Origin of the sequence: Streptomyces sp. NPDC057939, assembly GCF_042887545.1 — a bacterium.
GTDB lineage: Bacteria > Actinomycetota > Actinomycetes > Streptomycetales > Streptomycetaceae > Streptomyces.
This window is the reverse complement of sequence record NZ_JBHVPG010000067.1, coordinates 24219-39381: the sequence shown is the minus strand read 5'-3', so window position 1 is coordinate 39381 and position 15163 is coordinate 24219. Positions and strand designations below refer to the sequence as shown.

The 15163-nt window shown below is 75.3% G+C and carries 14 protein-coding genes; 8 read left to right on the top strand and 6 right to left on the bottom strand.

Features of this window, described 5'->3' with window-relative positions:
- Positions 1 to 281 precede the first annotated feature (281 nt).
- Positions 282 to 1082 carry a glutamate racemase gene (locus ACFVS6_RS38960; protein ID WP_389711273.1) on the top strand — a complete coding sequence of 267 codons (801 nt, stop codon included), beginning with the start codon at positions 282 to 284 and terminating at the stop codon, positions 1080 to 1082.
- A 177-nt stretch (positions 1083 to 1259) separates the two neighbouring features.
- On the top strand, positions 1260 to 2549 hold the full coding sequence (locus tag ACFVS6_RS38955; RefSeq protein WP_389711272.1) for a hypothetical protein: 1290 nt from the start codon (positions 1260 to 1262) through the stop codon (positions 2547 to 2549).
- A 63-nt stretch (positions 2550 to 2612) separates the two neighbouring features.
- On the opposite strand, the gene ACFVS6_RS38950 is transcribed toward ACFVS6_RS38955, so the two are convergent.
- Together ACFVS6_RS38950 and ACFVS6_RS38945 are read right to left on the bottom strand one after the other, a co-directional pair.
- Positions 2613 to 3533, bottom strand: a complete 921-nt coding sequence (locus ACFVS6_RS38950; protein WP_389711271.1) for an ADP-ribosylglycohydrolase family protein — start codon at positions 3531 to 3533, stop codon at positions 2613 to 2615.
- Positions 3530 to 4198 (bottom strand): TetR/AcrR family transcriptional regulator, encoded by a 669-nt coding sequence (locus tag ACFVS6_RS38945; RefSeq protein WP_389711270.1) that lies wholly within the window; start codon positions 4196 to 4198, stop codon positions 3530 to 3532. Before ACFVS6_RS38945 ends, ACFVS6_RS38950 begins: the two co-directional genes overlap by 4 nt.
- Positions 4199 to 4684: 486 nt before the next feature.
- Here ACFVS6_RS38945 and ACFVS6_RS38940 point away from each other — a divergent pair, with 486 nt between their 5' ends.
- The 3 genes from ACFVS6_RS38940 to ACFVS6_RS38930 all read left to right on the top strand — a co-directional run bounded on the left by ACFVS6_RS38940 (position 4685) and on the right by ACFVS6_RS38930 (position 7442).
- Entirely contained in the window at positions 4685 to 5200 is a 516-nt protein-coding gene (locus ACFVS6_RS38940) for a hypothetical protein (protein ID WP_389711269.1), read from the top strand.
- 104 nt (positions 5201 to 5304) lie between these two features.
- Positions 5305 to 6945, top strand: coding sequence for an apolipoprotein N-acyltransferase (lnt, locus tag ACFVS6_RS38935; RefSeq protein ID WP_389711268.1), 1641 nt, complete (start codon positions 5305 to 5307; stop codon positions 6943 to 6945).
- Positions 6942 to 7442: an NUDIX domain-containing protein gene (locus ACFVS6_RS38930; RefSeq protein WP_389711267.1), complete on the top strand. Its 501-nt coding sequence runs from the start codon at positions 6942 to 6944 to the stop codon at positions 7440 to 7442. The genes lnt and ACFVS6_RS38930 overlap by 4 nt, the downstream gene beginning before the upstream one ends.
- Before the next feature lie 29 nt (positions 7443 to 7471).
- Here ACFVS6_RS38930 and ACFVS6_RS38925 read toward each other — a convergent pair whose 3' ends face one another.
- On the bottom strand, positions 7472 to 8257 hold the full coding sequence (locus tag ACFVS6_RS38925) for a trypsin-like serine peptidase (RefSeq protein ID WP_389711266.1): 786 nt from the start codon (positions 8255 to 8257) through the stop codon (positions 7472 to 7474).
- A gap of 216 nt (positions 8258 to 8473) precedes the next feature.
- Here ACFVS6_RS38925 and ACFVS6_RS38920 point away from each other — a divergent pair, with 216 nt between their 5' ends.
- A complete protein-coding gene (locus ACFVS6_RS38920; RefSeq protein ID WP_389711265.1) occupies positions 8474 to 9292 on the top strand; it encodes an alpha/beta hydrolase in 819 nt (272 codons plus the stop codon).
- 15 nt (positions 9293 to 9307) lie between these two features.
- Here the strand turns inward: ACFVS6_RS38920 and ACFVS6_RS38915 are convergent, their stop codons facing one another.
- Positions 9308 to 10783 carry a hypothetical protein gene (locus ACFVS6_RS38915; RefSeq protein WP_389711264.1) on the bottom strand — a complete coding sequence of 492 codons (1476 nt, stop codon included), beginning with the start codon at positions 10781 to 10783 and terminating at the stop codon, positions 9308 to 9310.
- 159 nt (positions 10784 to 10942) lie between these two features.
- On the opposite strand from ACFVS6_RS38915, the gene ACFVS6_RS38910 reads away from it, so the two are divergent.
- Both ACFVS6_RS38910 and ACFVS6_RS38905 read left to right on the top strand, forming a co-directional pair.
- Positions 10943 to 12232, top strand: a complete 1290-nt coding sequence (locus ACFVS6_RS38910) for an ATP-binding protein (protein ID WP_389711263.1) — start codon at positions 10943 to 10945, stop codon at positions 12230 to 12232.
- Positions 12233 to 12561: 329 nt separating this feature from the next.
- Positions 12562 to 12912, top strand: coding sequence for a DUF6191 domain-containing protein (locus tag ACFVS6_RS38905; RefSeq protein ID WP_389711262.1), 351 nt, complete (start codon positions 12562 to 12564; stop codon positions 12910 to 12912).
- Here the strand turns inward: ACFVS6_RS38905 and ACFVS6_RS38900 are convergent.
- Positions 12890 to 13531, bottom strand: coding sequence for a hypothetical protein (locus ACFVS6_RS38900; RefSeq protein WP_389711261.1), 642 nt, complete (start codon positions 13529 to 13531; stop codon positions 12890 to 12892). The two genes, ACFVS6_RS38905 and ACFVS6_RS38900, sit on opposite strands and share 23 nt — an antisense overlap.
- Positions 13528 to 15159 carry a serine/threonine-protein kinase gene (locus ACFVS6_RS38895; protein WP_389711260.1) on the bottom strand — a complete coding sequence of 544 codons (1632 nt, stop codon included), beginning with the start codon at positions 15157 to 15159 and terminating at the stop codon, positions 13528 to 13530. The genes ACFVS6_RS38900 and ACFVS6_RS38895 overlap by 4 nt, the downstream gene beginning before the upstream one ends.
- Between the last annotated feature and the right edge of the window lie 4 nt (positions 15160 to 15163).

Here is a 15163-nt window from a genome sequence, read left to right as displayed (position 1 = left end):
GAGTTCTACTCTTATAGTGTCGTCCGCAGCGTCTGATGTGGATCAGTGCCTGGCGGTGTGCACCCGTCGCGCGGCCCGGTGCGGTGGAGATCCCCGGAAGGCGCCGGGCCCGACGCGCGGGCGCCCGCCGGTCGGGCGGGACGATGTCGGGCGGGGACCGCGGCGGGGGCGTCGACCAGCGGCGGAGGAGGCTGCCGGGCGGGTCGGCCGAGCGGGTCGCCCGGCCCGGTGCGGGGGCGGTCGGGAGGGGTCCGGGACGGGGGGTCGACTAAGGTGGCCGGGTGAAGATCGCTCTCATGGACTCGGGAATCGGCCTCCTTGCGGCGGCCGCCGCGACGCGTCGGCTGCGGCCGGACGTCGATCTGGTGCTGTCCTGCGACCCCGACGGGATGCCCTGGGGACCGCGCACCCCCGCCGACCTGACCGAGCGTGCCCGCGCCGTCGCCCGTGCCGCCGCCGCGCACCGTCCCGACGCGCTGATCGTGGCCTGCAACACCGCCTCCGTGCACAGCCTGCCCACCCTGCGGGGCGACCTGGAGCCCGCCATCCCCGTCATCGGCACCGTCCCGGCGATCAAGCCCGCCGCGGCCGCCGGGGGACGCGTCGCGATCTGGGCCACCCCCGCCACCACCGGCAGCCCCTACCAGCGAGGCCTGATCCGTGACTTCGCCGCCGGCGCCGAGGTGACCGAGGTGCCCTGCCCGGGTCTCGCCGACGCCGTCGAGGCGGCCGACGAGGCCGCCGTCGTACGGGCCGTCGCCGCGGCCGCCGCGCTGACCCCGCCCGACGTCACCGACGTCGTCCTCGGCTGCACGCACTACGAGCTCGTCGAGGAGCTGATCCGGGCCGCCGTCGACGCGCGCACCGGCGGCACCCCCTTCGCCTTCCACGGGTCCGCCGAGGCCGTCGCCCTCCAGGCATTGCGCCGCGTGGGCGTCGAACCCCGGCCCGGACTGCCGCGCACCGGCGGGCTGACCGTGCTGCTCAGCGGCCGCCCCGGCGAGCTTCCGCGCGCCGCGTTCGGTTACGCCGAGGGCCGACTGCTCGCCGAGCCGGCGCGGAACGCCTCCGTCGGAGGATGACCCCGGACGGGGACGGCCCGTCCGGCGCCCCGGCCGGCCGCCGGAGGCGACGCGGGCGATGAGGTCGGACGACCCCGTTCGGACCCGCCAACTCCCCTCCGCACGGGCCCCGTTCCGTCACCGGTCGGTCCGCCGCCGACCGTTCCGCGACGCCGGGACCGCTCGCATACTGGGGCCGTGACTGCCTACGCCAAGCACGTGCCGAGCGGGGTGATACCCGCGACCGGCGTACGTACATGGGGTGTTCCGGCCGCCGAGGGCTGGCTCAAGGAGCGTGCGCCGCTCTTCTTCGCGCCGGGCGGCGGGAGTTGGGCGCTCGGTGTGCTCGTCGTCGTCTCCTTCCTGCCGATCGTCCGGACCGGGGCGCAGGACGCAGCCGTCGGAACGGACTGGCGGGCCTACCCGATGACCCTCCTCCTGGCGGCCCTGCCCGTCTGGTTCCGGTACCTGCCGGGCGCGGCCGCCGTATCGGCCGCGCTGATCGCCGCGGAGTCGGCCGCGGCCCTCGTCGTGCGGGGGACCGGCGCCGTGCGCACCCGGGTCGGTCTCTGCCTCGTCTGCCTCGCCGCACTGTGGGCGCTGGTCGGGGCGCTGCTGCGGCTGAGGGCCCGCCGTCGGCAGGGGGCACGGGCCCTCGCGGCGGCCGGGCCCGCCCGCCTTCCCGCGCCGGGGCCGCTGCCCGACGGGCACGGCCGGCGCGGCATCGCGGCGATGTTGTTCGGCGTTTTCCTCTGCCTCGTGGGCGGCGGAGTCCTCCTCGACGGGCTCGTACGGGACTTCGGCGCCGGAGGCGGGGCCGTTCCGTACGACGCGGTGGGTCAGCAGTGGACCGCCGCGCCGCTGCTGCTGCTCGGCAGCACCCTCCTCGGCCGCGGCGCGAGCGCCGACCGGGCCGCGCGGCGGTTGCGCGACGTCGGCCTGCCGGTCATGGTCGTCGGCGTCCGGATCTCCCGGTCCGGGCACCACTGGTTGTACCCGGACGCCGACGAGACGGCCGGGCGGCCCCTGATCGCCTTCCGGGCCCGTGGCGTCGACACGCGTGCGGAGGTGCGGATGTTGGCCGCGGGCCCGACGGCGGACGCCCGGCGCGGATCGCACGACATCGACGCCCGCGACGAGCCCTTCGAGGCGGTGCTGTACGGGGTGCCCCGAGAGGGCGCCGAGGTCGTCCTGGAATGCGCGGTGCACGACGGCCCCGGGACCCGGATCAGCTCCCACCTGACCGCGGCCGTGCTGCTGCCGCGCCGCAGGCACGGCCTCGACCGGTGGGTCCCCGCGGGCGTGTCGCACCGGGAGAGCGTGCGACGGACGCGGGCCCGCGCGGAAGAACGCCGACGCGAGCAGGCGCGGCTGCGCGCGGAGGAGGAGAAGACGAATCGGGACGGGCGTGCCGGCGGGGCCGCCGGCGGCTGCGGCGGTACCGGGTGCGGTGGTGACGGGGGCTGCGGCGGGTGCGGCTGCGGCTGACCGGCATCGCCCGGGTGGGTCGGTCGCGGGTCCCCGCCCTCGGCCGGTGCACCCGCCGCCCGCTCAGTCGATCGTCGCGAGGCGTTCGGCCAGGGCGCGCAGGGCCTCCGCGTCCAGGACCCGGTCGCCGAAGCCGGGCAGCGGCACATGGAGCGGTTCCGTCCATTCGGCCGGGATCGCCGCCCCGCCGTGGACCGCGCCGGCCAGGATCCCCGTGACGGCGGCGACGGTGTCGGTGTCCCCGCCCAGGTCGACCGCGGCCCGTACGGCCGCGGCGAAGCCGGTGGTGGTCCGCAGGGCCCACACCGCCGAGCCCAGGCAGGGCCACACCGCCCCGTTGAACTCGGTGGCGAGGTCCGGGTGCCAGGCCGGGTCGAGCACGCGGGCGTACCGCTCGCGGTGGTTCGGGTGCACCGAGTCGAGGACGTCGGGCAGCGCGGCCAGCGGATCGTCCCCGTCCAGGGCGACGCGCACGAGCTCGTGCAGTACGGCGGTGCCCTCCCAGGCGGCCCGGTCGCCGTGGGTGAGGGCCGCGATCCGCCGGGCGGCGTCCATGGTGGCCTCCCTGCCGGCGGCGGCGAAGTACACCGCCGACGTCGAGGCCCGCATCAGGGAACCGTTGCCGGCCGCCCGTGCGTTGACCTGGAAGTGCAGGGCGGCGGCCAGGTCCCAGGCCTCGCCGTTGGTCAGCACGTCCTCGGTCTGGAGACCGATGTCCTTGGGGCGGCCGGCGGCCCACCGCTGGAACCGGGCGAAGACGTCGGGCAGGTCGAGGCCGCCGTGCTCCAGCAGGGATTCGCCGACCAGCACCGCCATCTGCGTGTCGTCGGTCGCCTCGCCGGGATCCCAGCCGCCACCGCCGCGCATCTCCTGTCCCCGCGCGGTCAGTTGGCCCGCCGGGCCGAACTCGTAGGGCGCGCCGAGGGCGTCGCCCGCCGCCGAACCGAGTACGGCGCCCACGGCGCGGTCCAGTCGGGTGGTCACGGATTCTCCTCGGGGCACACGGTGTTGAGCAGGCGGCGCGCGAAGGCGTCCAGGTCGTCGAGGCCGGCCGCCGCCAGGGTCGCGGGGGCGCCGGCCAACAGGTGCGGGATCGCGCCGTGCAGCGCGAGCGTCAGGACGCGCGCCCCGTCGGACCCGCCGGGCAGCCCCGCCGCCTCCAACAGGTGCCGGTACGCGGCGAAATCACCCGCGCCGATCGGGTCGATCAGCGCGGCCAGCCACGGCCGCCGGGCCGCCTCGCCCTGGAGTTCCAGGTGGGCGAGCATCCGCGTCCGACCGGGCCCGGCGACGTCCCGCAGCAGTCCCGCCAGGAACGCGGCCGGATCCGGCGCGACCCCGGATCCCGCTTCCGCTTCCGCTCCGGATCCCGCTTCCGCTTCCGCGCCCGATCGCGGCCCCGCCCCCGCACCGGCTTCCGATCCGGCTTCCGATACGGCGGGCGTCGGGGCGACGGCCCGGTACTGCTCCAGGCACCGTTCCGCGACGGCCCGCAGCAGGGCGTCGCGGCTCAAGAAGTAGTTCTTGGCCGTGCCCGGCGGCACGTCGGCGGCGGCGTCGACGGCCCGGTGCGTCAGCCCGCGCCCACCCGATCCGCCCAGTACGGCCACGGCCGCGTCGCGCAGCCGGTCCCGCCGGTCCTGATTCACGTCGCCAGGATAACCACGCTCGTGGTACCACGGATGGGGTACTGCGAAAGGCGCACCGCGCCCGCGGTACCCCGTGCGCGGCACGCCGACCGGGCGGCCCACGCGATCCGCTCGGGCACGCGTGGTCGGGGCGGGGGCGGCGGCCCGGCCACCGCCGTCGGGCCGCGCCGCGCCGGACGGGGGGTCGCCGTCCTGGAGCGCCGCACGGCCCCGGAGCGCTACGGCAACGCCTTCGGGATCCACCCCACCGGGCCCGTCCGCCGGCCGGGCCCGCGGGACGCCCCGGTGCGCCTGCCTCCCCGACCGACGCCCAGGTCCCCTGCTCCCCGCCCAGGGCCCGACCGGACCGGGGCCCGGGCGGGTTTCCGGGGTGGCCCGGCGGGCAGACGCACCACGCGCCCCACGGGCACGCGCGGACCACGGGCCCGTCGACCGACTGGGCGAGAGGCGGTGGCGTACATGCGGAACGTGAGTACGCTGCTACACATGACGGGTCACCCCCCGGGGCCGCTCTGGACGGGCCGAGCCTCCAACCGCGTGCAGTGGGTCCTCGCCGCCGCCGGAGCCGCGTGCCTGGCGCTCGGGATCGAGCTCGCCGTCGACGGCTCCTGGACCTCCGGGATCGCCCCGCTGCTCATGTCCGTGGTCGGCTGCCTCGCCGCCGGGCTGTTGATCCTCTACGGCACCCTGGCGTTCGTGCACGTCGCCGTCACCGTCGACTCCCAGGTCCTGGAGGTCCGCTGCGGTCACGTGGGGCTCCCGCGCCGCAGGATCCCGCTCTCCGAGGTCACCTCCGCCGAGTTCGTGCCCCGCATCACGCCGCAACAGTGGGGCGGCTGGGGATACCGCTGGCGTCCGGAGCAGGGGACCGCCATCATCGTCCGGCGCGGCGAGGGCGTCGAACTGCGGCTCGGGGACGGCAAGCTGTTCACGGTCACCGTCGACGACGCGGAGAACGCCGTCCGCGTCATCCGCGCCCACCTGCGCGCCCTGGCCGGCTGACGCCGCACCTGCCGCCGACGCCGTGGGGCGTCGGCGTCGCCCGTCAGGGGCCCCGGCCCCGGGCCTTACCAGCCTTTGGCATGCGGGGACGTACACTCCGCCAGATGAGCAGCAGTGTCACCCGCGACGCCGGGAACGACCCCTCCCCGCCGCCCCCCGCATCACCCGGAGCGACATCCGACGCGCACACCGCCGACACCGGCGCGCCCGGAACCCGCGCGTTGCCGCGCTGGGCGGCACGGTCGGCGCGGCCCGCCCTCGCCGTCCTCGCCGGAGTGCTGCTCTACCTCAGCTTCCCGCCCCGCCCGCTGTGGTGGCTGGCGCCCCTGGCCCTCGCCCTGCTGGCCGGGTGCCTGCGCGGCCGCCGGGCCCGGGCGGGGTTCGGGCTCGGTTTCCTGTTCGGGTTGGGCTACCTGCTGCCGCTCCTCGTATGGACCAGTGAGGGCGTCGGCCCGGTGCCGTGGCTCGCCCTGGTCACCCTCGAAGCCCTCTTCATCGGGCTCGGAGGCCTCGGCATCGCCCTCGTCGGCAAGCTGCCCGGGTGGCCGCTGTGGGCCGCCGCCGTCTGGGTCGCGGACGAGGCCCTGCGGGCCCGCGCCCCCTTCGGCGGTTTCCCCTGGGGCAAGCTCGCCTTCGGGCAGGCCGACGGGATCTTCGTCCCGCTCGCGGCCCTCGGCGGGACCCCGCTGCTCTCCTTCGGCGTCGCGCTGTGCGGCTTCGGCCTCTACGAGGTCCTGCGCACCACCCGCGAACACCCCCGGCAGACCACGGCCGCGCTCGCCGCGCTGGCCGTCGCCGCCCCCATCGGCGCGGCCCTCGTCGCCCGCCCCCTGGTCTCCGACGCGGCCGAGGACGGAACGGCCGTGGCCGCCGTCATCCAGGGCAACGTCCCGCGCCTCGGCTTCGACTTCAACGCCCAGCGCCGCCAGGTCCTGGACAACCACGCGAACCGTACGATCCAGCTCGCCGAGGACGTCAAGGCCGGCCGGGTGCCCAAGCCCGACTTCGTCCTGTGGCCGGAGAACTCCTCCGACATCGACCCCTACACCCAGCCCGACGCCTACGCGGTCATCGACCACGCGGTGAAGGCCATCGGGGTGCCCGTCGCGATCGGTTCCGTACTGGCCCCCGACACGGGCCCGCTGCGCAACACGATGATCCTTTGGGACCCGGTCAAGGGCCCCGTCGACACCTACGACAAGCGCAAGATCCAGCCCTTCGGCGAGCGCATCCCCATGCGGTCCTTCGTCCGGCTCTTCAGCGCCGACGTGGACCGCGTCCGCCGGGACTTCGGCCCCGGCAAGGAGCCCGGGGTGTTCGACATGAACGGCAGCGGGGTCGGCATGGTCACCTGCTACGAGGCCGCCTTCGACGACGCGGTGCGCTCCACCGTCCGGGCCGGCGCCCAGGTCATCGCCGTGCCCAGCAACAACGCCACCTTCGGCCGGAGCCAGATGACCTACCAGCAGCTCGCCATGGACCAGATCCGCGCGGTCGAGCACAGCCGGACGGTACTGGTGCCCGTCACCAGCGGCGTCAGTGCCGTCATCCGGCCCGACGGATCGATCAGCGAGCGGACGAAGCTGTTCACCGCCGACGCGCTGGTCGCCGAGATCCCGCTGCGCTCCACCGAGACCCCCGCCACCCGCTTCGGCCCGCTGCCCGAGTACGCGCTGCTGCTGATCGCAGCGGGCGGGCTCGCCACGGTGCTGGCCCGTAGGATCCGCGCCGGGAGGGCCGCGTGAGCACACCCGAGTTCATCAGGGCGATCCGCGCCGGCGCCGGGCAGCAACTCCTCCTGCTGCCCGGGGTCACGGCCGTCGTCATCGACGACGAGGACCGGGTCCTGCTCGGCCGCCGCGCCGACACCGGGCGCTGGTCGGTCATCGGCGGGATCGCCGAACCCGGTGAGCAGCCCGCCACGACGGCCGTCCGCGAGGTGTACGAGGAGACGGCCGTGCGGTGCGTCCCCGAGCGGGTCGTCCTCGTCGAGATGCTCGCGCCGATCGTCTACCCCAACGGGGACGTCTGCCAGTTCCAGGACCTCACCTTCCGTTGCCGCGCGACCGGGGGCGAGGCCCGCCCCCACGACGGGGAACTGCTGGAGGTCGCCTGGTTCGGGATGTCGGAGCTGCCGCCGCTGGAGCGGTTCGCCCTGGAACGCGTCCGACGCGCCCTCCTCGACGAACCGACCTGGTTCGAGCCGGCGGAGGTCGGTGCCGCCGACGGGAACCCCGGATGATCCTCAGCGGGGCCGCCGCCCCCTGACGCTCACCCGGAGGCGGGCGCGACCAGGGCGAAGGCACCCGGGGCGGAGGCCTCCCGGTACAGCGCGAGGGCCCGCTCGCCCATCACCGCGCTGTACGAGACCTCCGGGACCGTGCCGCCGCCCTCGTAGCCGCCGAGCACACCGGCCAGCTCCCCGTCCACGAGCCAGGGACTGCCGCTGGTGCCGCCGCTGAGGTCGGGGCAGTCGATGCGACGCTGCGTCCCGGAGAACAGCTCGGTCGTGTTGGTGCAGCTCAGCGGGGTTTCGCTGGTGCTGGGGTAGCCGAGGATCGTGACGAGCGCGTCGTCCGGCTGCTGCCCGGCCACGGGGAACGCGCCGACGACGTCCTCGATCCGGGCGCCGTCCAACGGCGCGAGCGTCGCGAAGGCGATGTCGGCGTCCGGGTCCTCGCCGTCCCGCCAGCCGGGGGCCGTGTACACGTCGGTCAGCCGCCACACCCCGTACGGGGTTTCGCCGTCCCGGTAGCCCGGGGCGAAGACCGCGGTGTCCGGGTCGTCCAGGCAGTGCGCGGCCGTGGCTATCAGGTCGTGGCCCTCGCTGCGCACCACGGCGGCGGTGCAGAAGTGGCCGCCGGCCGTCCCTCCCGCGAACAGCGCGCCCACCCGGTCCGCCGCCGCCCCGGGACGGGCGCCGACGGTGAAGCCCAGGGGCGGCGCGGCCGGCGGGTCGGGGACGTCCACGCCCAGCAGGGCGGCCGTCGCGCTCAGGGCGAGCAGGATCCGGGAGGCGCGCCGGGCGCGGGGTCGGCCGGCCTGTCGGGGAAACATGCCATGGATCATGTTCCGAGCCTCCCCGTCGAAACCCTGTGCGGAGCCAGAAATTCCATATGAATCAGCTGTGAATCCGGGAGGGGCGCCCCGGGCGGGGGGCGGCACCGGCCGACGGCCGGCCCCGGAAGGCGCCGCACAGGCGGGACCCGGCCCGCGGGGCGAGACTGGCAGAGGTGCTGTCCAGGGGGGCCGAGGCCTTCAGGAGGTCCCGTCATGACCACACGGCGCACACCCGTGATCTTCATCCACGGCCTGTGGCTGCACTCGACGAGTTGGCAGGGCTGGGCCGACAGCTTCCACGACGCCGGTTACGAGCCGTTGATGCCGGAGTGGCCGGGGGTGCCCGACACGGTCACGGGGGCCCGCCGACTGCCCGACGCGCAGGCCGGCGTCGGGCTGGCAGAGATAGCGGAGGCGTACACCCGGGTCATCCGGACGCTGCCCGCGCCGCCGGTGCTGATCGGGCACTCCGTCGGCGGTTTCATCGCACAGCACCTGCTCGGCGAGGGCCTCGCCTCCGCCGCCGTGGCCATCTCCCCGGGCCAGATCAAGGGGGTGAAGGCGCTCGCCCCGGCCCAGGCCAAGTCGGCGTTCGCCTTCCTGCGCGACCCCGGCAACATCCACCGCGCGGTCTCGCTCAACCGGGAGCAGTTCCGTTACGCCTTCGCGAACGCCGTGCCCGAACCGGACGCGGAGGCGCTCTTCGACGCGTGGACCATTCCGAGCCCCGCCCGACCGCTGTTCCAGCTCGCCCTCGGCAACTTCACCCCGCACTCCGCGGCCCGGGTGAACACCGACAACGCCTCGCGCGGTCCGCTGCTCCTGATGTCCGGCAAGCACGACCACACCGTGCCCGACGTGCTGACCCGGTCCACGTACAAGCAGTACCGGCACTCCCCGGCCGTCACCGAGTACCAGTGCTTCGAGGACCGGGGCCACTCCCTGACCGTCGACCGGGGCTGGCCCGACCTGGCCGCCTCCTCCCTGACCTGGCTCGGCACCCACGCCCGCCCCATGGCGGGCGCCCGCTGAACCGTTTCCGCACCCTCAGGTACGGCGTTCGTAGAGGGTGACGCGGCGGCCGCGGACCTGGTGGTCCTCGACGACCGTGAAGTACTGGCGCAGGACGGCCACCTTCGTCCGGTCGCGGTCCGGGCCCGGCGGGCGGGCGACCCGGTCGTCGTCCGTGACCAGCAGGACGCGGCGCCGCTCCAGCAGGGCCGCGCGGATGCGGGACGGGTCGGCCTCCTCGCCCTTGAGGGTGGCGGAGGCCGCCGGGCTCCGGGCCAGGGCCACGTCGGTCAGGTCCCGGAAGGCGCCGGGGGAGACGAGCGCGGTGTCGCGCCGGGCGGCCGGTACGAAGAGCACCGCGTCCCCGGCGCGTCCCAGCCGGGCCACTTCCCCGGCCACGGCCAGCACGTCGTCGATCCGACTGGCCGGGGCCCGCCTGCCGAGTTCCACGGGCAGCAGGGCCAGCACCGCCACCCCGGCCACCGCCGGGACGAGCGCCGTCGCGGCCCTCGGAAGACGCGGTGCCAGGGCTCCGGCGCCCGCGCCCAGCGCGGCGCCGATCAGCAGGGCCAGACCCAGCATGCCGAACAGTACGTAGCGGTCCAGGAACAGGGGCCGCACCAGCGACAGCCCGATCAGGGCGAGCTGCGGCACCAGCAGCAGGGGCAGTCCCACGGCGGCGACCGACAGCCGACCGCGGGCCGGTCGGTCCGTCCACGCCCCGAACGCCCCGACGGCCAGCAGGATGCCCGGCCCGATCAACATGTGCCAGGCCAACGGTGGTATCCAGGACACCTGGTCGGACTGGCCCCGGCTGAACAGGATCAGCGGCAGTGCCCCCGCCGCGGCGCACGCCCCGGCCGCCAGCCACCGCAGCCACACCCCGCGCCCGGCCCGCACCCACCACAGGGTCACCGCGTGCGCGGGCAGCGCCAGGAGCGACAGCCAGTTCAGCAGGGCGCAGACCAGCACGAGGAGCCCGTACGCCGTCCACCGCGGCCACGTCCGCCGCCCGACCCGTCCCGGCCCGTCCCCGACGAGGGACACCAGGAGCAGCGCCGACAGACCGGAGCCGGCGGCGACCAGCGCGTAGGGCCGGCCCTCCTGGAGGTGGAACTGCACGGCGGGCAGCAGGCCGAGGGCCAACCCGGCACCCAGGCCGGTCGCGGGCCCGGACAGCCGGTTCCCGATCAGGGCCACGCAGCCCGCGGCCACGGCGACCGCGAGGACGGACGGCAGCCGCAGGGTCGTCGTGCCGGCGCCGAACACCTCGAAGAGGCCGTGCATGAAGAGGTAGTACAGGCCGTGCACCGCGTCCACGTTGCCGAGCATCGCCCAGATCTCGCCCGTCGACCGTCCGGCGACCTGCCAGGTCGCCGCCTCGTCACGCCACACGCTGTCCTGCCGGGAGAGCCCCCACGCGCCGAGCGCCAGGGTCCACAGGACCGGCACCGACCACACGACGAACGAACGACTGCGGGCCGGTGCGGCGCCGGGTATGTGGGATGTCATGAAGGCGTGCTGATCCTCGGTGCGGGTCGTCGGCGGAAGCCACCAGTCTATGGACGACACGGACGGTTTCCGGACGCGGTGTTGTGCATGACGGAGCGTGAGTGGCCGGCCTCCCGCCCCTAGCCTCGCCGCAGGAGCACGAACGAGGGGCGGTACCCGGTGAACTGGCTCATCCACGACTACCGCGAGAGCGATCTCGCAGCGGTGGTCCACCTGATCGACACCACGGCCGAACTCGGCCAGGAGTCCGTCTTCTCCCTGGCCGAATGCATCAGCGCCCTCACCGACCGGCAGCCCTGCGTGGTCGCCGTCCACCAGGGCGTACCGATCGGCGCCGCGCTCGCCTGCGTCACGGGGGAGCGGGCCTGGGTGATGCGCATCGCGATCGCCGCGGGCTGGCGCGGCCGGGGACTGGCCAGCGCCCTGCTCGTCGAGCTCGAACGCAGGCTCATAGCCGCCCGCGTCGGCCGGATCGCCTACGTGCTGCCCGAGGAGGACATGCTCGGCGAGGGCCTCCTCAACGCCGGCTACACCCGGCAGCCCGCCGTCGCCTACTTCGAGAAGACCGAGCCGCTGCACGGGCCTGCCGCGGGCCTCCTCGACGACCTCGGCGGCCGGTTCCTCCCGAGCGACCTGTGGGACAAGGTCGCCGGGATGGAGAAGGAGAAGGACCTCATCGAGCGGCGCGTGGTGCTGCCCCTCGCCGAACCCGAACGGGCCGCCTCGCACGGGGTGCGACCGCCGCGCGCCATCACCCTCTTCGGCCCGCCCGGCACCGGCAAGACCACCTTCGCGCGGGCCATCGCCTCCCGGCTCGGCTGGCCGTTCGTGGAACTGCTGCCCTCCCGCCTCGCCGACGAGGGCAACCTCGCGGCGGCGCTGCGCGACGCCTTCGCCCGGATCGCCGAACTGGAGCGGGTGCTCGTCTTCATCGACGAGGTCGAGGAGATCGCACCGGTACGCACCGAGCCCGCCCAGCCGGGCGGCATCCACGGCGTCACGAACGAGCTGCTCAAGCTGATACCCGGCTTCCGGGAGGGCGACGAACGGCTGCTGGTCTGCGCGACGAACTCGGTCCGCTCGCTCGACCCGGCGTTCCTGCGGCCCGGCCGCTTCGACTACCTGATACCCATCGGCACTCCGGACGCCGGGGCCCGCGCCGCGATCTGGTCCCGGTACACGGCCGGCCGGGCCGACGTGGACGTGGCGGCGCTGGTGGAGGCGACCGAACTGTTCACCCCGGCCGACATCGAGCACGCGGCCCGGATCGCGGCCCAGGTGTCCTTCGAGCGGGACCTGGAGGCGGTGGGCGCGCGGGGCGCGGCTGCCGCCCAGCTCGGCGCGGCCACGCAGGACTACCTGGCGGCGGTCGCCCAGTGCCGGCCGACGGTGACGCCGGCGATGACGGGCGAGTTCGAGGCGGACATCACCGCCCACGCCCGGTTCTGAACCCCGTCCCCCCGGTTGCGGCGGGGGGACGGAAACGAAGCGGCCCGCAGCCGCTCCCCAAAGCGGCTGCGGGCCTCCCCGCGCGGACTTGGCATCCGAGCGGGACGGCCACGTTCCGGTTGGGGTGTGTCGCCGGCTGGAACGTGGCACGCAGCGGTGCCTGAGGGCGTCCTGCACGCCCTCGTCAACACCTCCGAGTCAACCAGCGCAAGGGGTGGCGCCGCTTCGGCCGGACGGTCGCGCCCGGCCGGCCGGAAGGACGGCCCACGGCGACGGATCCGGGGCCGGACGGCCGAACGGGGGGGGGCCGTCCGGGTTACGGTCGGGCCATGGCCTTCGTCGTATTCATGACCCTGCCGGGGCTGGCGATCGTGCTCACCGTGGTGGCCTTCCTCGACCTGGCGCTCGTCCGCGCCGGCCGGGCCGGGCTGCTGCCCTGGCGTTGGGGCGGCCGGCAGGGCCAGATCTCCTCCACCGGTTTCGAGCAACTCCACGCGAGCTTCTCGCCGGGCAAGCAGAACGAGTTGGAGGAACGCCGCAGCGCCCTCGTCATGCGCGACGACGAGGAGGACGGCGCCCCGCCGCGTTCCCGCGTGGACCTCGACGGCGGCCGCGCCGTGATCAGGATGCCCGCACGGCCGTCCGCCGGGCCCGCCGTCACGGGCGGCAGCGGTAGGTGAACTCCACCGACGCGGTGCGCTTCACGGGCTCGATCAGCTGGAGTTCGGCCTTCGCGGGATGGCTGCCCGTGCCGTGGAACGTCCACAGCAGGTGCAGCGTGGCCTGCTCGCGGCCACCGGGCACCCGCTCCGTGAGTTCCTGGGAGCGGGTCCCGTCGCTGCGGACCCAGCGGTAGACGAGGGTGCCGGGGCGGCCGTTCGTCGACACGAAGGCCACCACGTCGGCGGCGGCGTCGCAGCCGGGCCCCTGCGGATCGGTGCTGACCCGGACGTCACGCACCTCGACGGACGGCCCGAACCGCTGCCAGCCCAGGTATCCGAGGACGAGCGCCAGGACCACGACGGCGAGGGTGTACCGCCGCCAGCCGCCGCCCCTGCGCGCGGGCGCCGCGGCCGGCGCCGCGACCAGCGGGAACGGGGCCGGCATGGCAGCCGTCACCCCCGGCCCGAACCGCAGTACGGAACCCTCGACCCGGTCGGGGGCGGCCTCCGCGGGCGGCGGGGGACCGGTGAACCAGTGGCTGCCGAGGACCGTGGCGCTGTAGTCGTCGGCGCCGTCGACGTGCTCGGCGCGACCGTTGTCGCCGTCGCCGGGCCGGGGTGCGCGGGGCTCGTTCATCGCGGCGGCTCCGGCTGCCGGCAGCGGCTCAGCAGCTGCGAGTCGGACGCCGAGGAGTTCCCGGCGGCGGGCTTGGTGGTGACGCGCACACCGCCGTAGCAGCCGTTGCCGCGGCTGAACGTGTGGGACCTGACCACCTGGGCGGTCGTGCCGGCCTGCACGACGAACGTCTCGCTGCCGTCGGCCGTGGCGAGGGACCCCGGGGCGTCGCCGAGGAACCACTCGACGACCACGGTGACCGTGCCGGTGCCCTGCGTCGCGACGGACACCGTGGCGTCGCCGCGGTAGATGCCCGGCTTCAGGGACACGTCGACCTTCGTCACGCGCACGGTCGGGGTGGGGCTCGGCGTCGGCGTCGGCGACCGGGTCACCGTCGGCGTGGGACTGACCGAACGGCTCGGGCTCGGCGAGTGGGAGGCCGAGTAGGAGGGGGACGGAGTCGAGGACGGCGACGGCGACGGCGAGGCCGACGCGGAGGCGCTCGGGGACGTCGAGGGGCTCGGGCCGGCGGACACCGTCGTCGACGGGGCCGGGTGCGGGGAGGCGCCGCCGGGCGCGGCCGGGCTCGTGGTGGCGAAGTCGCTGAGCGCGGACGTCCCCGGCGGGGTGCCGCCGATCGCGTCGGTCGTCAGGACCAGCAGGGCCCCCAGCACCAGCGCCAGCCCCGTCGCCAGCCAGCCGCCGCGCCCCGGAGCCCAGACCGACGGCGTGCCGACCGACGTGGTCGCCACCGCGGTGGTACCCGCCGCCGCGGCGCCCGCGGACGGGAACAGCAACGGCAGCAGGGCGGCCAGCGCCGCCAACTTGCGCTGCCCGCGCTCCTCCCACTGCGGCCCGTACGCCGCGAGCGCGACCTCCTCCAACTCGGCGACGAAGGCCTCGGCGTTCTCCGGACGCTGCTCCGGCAGCTTGGCCAGGCCACGCCGGATGAGCGGGCGCACCGGCTCCGGGGCCTCGGTCTCCGGCACCGGCGCCTCGATGTGCTGGACGGCGAGCTCCGCGAAGTTCTCCCCGTCGTACGGCTTGCGCCCCGTCAGGCACTCGAAGAACGTCGCCGTCGCCGCGTACACGTCGGCCGTCGGCGAGGCGGGGCGCCCCTGCCACTGCTCGGGGGCCATGTAGGCGGGCGTGCCCGCGACGCCGGGCGTCGTACCGCGCCCGGCCGCGATCCCGAAGTCCACGAGCTTGGAGGAGCCGTCCGCGGAGACCAGCACGTTCTCCGGCTTGTAGTCGCGGTGCACGACACCCGCCCGGTGCGCGGCGGCCAACCCCAGCAGGGAGCCCTTCAGCACCACCAGCGCGGCCTCCGGCTCCGAACGCCCGGACTGCTTGAGCAGGGCGCGCAGGGAGATCCCGTCGACCAGTTCCATCACGATCGCGGCGCCGCCCGGCGCCTCGACGTACTCGTACAGACCCACGACGTACGGGGAGCCGAGGCCGCCGAGGAGCCGCGCCTCCGCCCGGAACTCCCGGACGAAGGCGGGGTCCTCGCGCAGCCGGTCGCTCAGGTACTTCACGGCGACCGCGGTGCCCGTGCCGTCGTGGACGGCGAGCACCACCCGTCCGCTGCCGCCCGCCCCGAGCTCCCGTACCTCGCTGTATCCCGGTACCGTCCACTCACCGCTCATCGTC